We start from the raw sequence: 1867 nt of genomic DNA on the forward strand, positions 1-1867 counted from the left end.
ATCCCTCGCCGCATGTCACGAGCCTCAAGCTGTTTTCCCGCATAAGCCGACCCGCCTGCAGTCCGCACTATCTTGCGCGCAAGGGGCGGCTGGAAACAGCGGCGGCCATCGCGGCGGCGGACCTGTTGCATGACGAGACGCGCCAGGGCTGGCAGGAATGGTTTTCCAAGTCCGGGGTCGAAGAGCGCGATGTCGGGAGCGGCCCGGTTTTTGCCGATTTCAACATACTGGCGACGGCGGTCATTGCCGGCCACGGCGTGGCATTGTGCCCGGTCGAGGTTTTTCGCGAGGAGCTCAGGCGCGGCGACCTCGTCGTCCTCTCCGATGTTTCGACCGACGACGACAAGGGTTATTTCCTGACCATGTCGGCGCAGCCCTCGTCTGCCGAGGCCAGGTTCGCCGAATGGTTCCGCGATCAGGTTTCGGTCAAGGCCGAGGCCTGACCGCAAGCCGGATGGATATTCCGGCTGACGGTCACGTCACGATGAAGCCGTGCGCGAACGGATCGCGGTCGTCGATGAAGATGGTGTTCAACCCCGTCATCCGTGCCCAGCCGCCGATCGAAGGGATGATCGCCGGCTTGCCGGCAACGCTGACCTCCTTTTCGACCCTGCCCCTGAACAGCGAGCCGATGATCGATTCGTGGACAAAACTGTCGCCTTCCTTGAGCTTGCCCTTGGCGTGGAGCTGCGCCATCCGCGCCGAGGTGCCGGTGCCGCAGGGCGAGCGGTCGATCGCCTTGTCGCCATAGAACACGGCGTTGCGCGCATCGGCCTCCGCGTTCCTCGGCTTGCCCGTCCATAGCATGTGCGACAGCCGGTTGATGCCGGGATTCTCCGGATGCACGAAGGAATATTTCTCGTTGAGACGCTGCCGCACCACCGGGCTCCAGGCGATGAGGTCGCCCGCCGTGTAGTCGGCCATGTCCCGGTAGTTCTTCTGCGGCTCGACGATGGCGTAGAAATTGCCACCATAGGCGACATCGACGCTGATCTCGCCGAGCACCGGGCATTCGACGGTCAGGCCTTCGGCATAGAGGAAGGAGGGCACGTTGGTGATGCGCACTTCCTCGACATATTCGCCGACCTGCTTGTATTCGGCGATGACGAGGCCGGCCGGCGTGTCGAGCCTGAGCACGCCCGGCGTCTTCGGCTTCACCAGCCCATGCTCGATTGCCATCGTGACCGTGCCGATCGTGCCGTGGCCGCACATCGGCAGGCAGCCCGACGTCTCGATGAACAGGATGGCGATATCACAATCATCGCGCGTCGGCGGATAGAGGATCGAGCCCGACATCACGTCATGGCCGCGCGGCTCGAACATCAGCCCGGTGCGGATCCAGTCATATTCGGCGAGGAAGTGCGCCCGCCGCTCCATCATTGTCGAGCCCTGGAGCAAAGGCCCGCCGCCAGCGACCAGACGCACCGGATTGCCGCAGGTGTGGCCGTCGATGCAGAAGAAGGATTTCTTAGCCATGGTTGCTCTCCTAGAGCAATTTCAGGAAAAGTGTGAAGCGGTTTTCCGTCCGGAATTGCGTCAAAACAAAGAGACTCAGAACCGTTGCACACGGAAAGGGGTGAGGTCGAGCGGCGGAGTCTGCCCGAGGATGAGATCGCGGATCAAGCGGCCGGTGGCCGCCGATTGGGTCAGGCCAAGATGGCCGTGGCCGAAAGCATAATAGACATTTGGCGCGCGCGCCGCGCCGATCACCGGCAATGAGTCCGGCAGCGACGGGCGATAACCCATCCACTCGCGGCCGCCTGACGGGTCGAGCCCAGGCAGGAAACGTTTTGCTTTCTCCAGCATGGCCTTGGAACGGGCGAAGTTGGGCGGCCGGTCGATCCCGCCGAGCTCGACGGCGCCGCCG

Annotated in this window: 3 protein-coding genes; 1 reads left to right on the forward strand and 2 read right to left on the reverse strand. The window is 63.5% G+C overall.

The genetic code is table 11. The features are described 5' to 3' along the window. Positions 1 to 443: LysR substrate-binding domain-containing protein (locus tag EOA27_RS34585; protein WP_245491283.1), on the forward strand; the 443-nt coding region annotated here is incomplete at its 5' end. A 31-nt stretch (positions 444 to 474) separates the two neighbouring features. On the opposite strand, the gene EOA27_RS34590 is transcribed toward EOA27_RS34585, so the two are convergent. Then, entirely contained in the window at positions 475 to 1476 is a 1002-nt protein-coding gene (locus EOA27_RS34590) for a 4-hydroxyproline epimerase (protein WP_126080711.1), read from the reverse strand. A gap of 75 nt (positions 1477 to 1551) precedes the next feature. Next, the coding region (locus EOA27_RS34595) for an FAD-binding oxidoreductase (RefSeq protein ID WP_145970763.1) at positions 1552 to 1867 on the reverse strand (316 nt) is incomplete at its 5' end.

Source organism: Mesorhizobium sp. M2A.F.Ca.ET.037.01.1.1, assembly GCF_003998075.1.
In the GTDB taxonomy this organism is placed as follows: domain Bacteria; phylum Pseudomonadota; class Alphaproteobacteria; order Rhizobiales; family Rhizobiaceae; genus Mesorhizobium.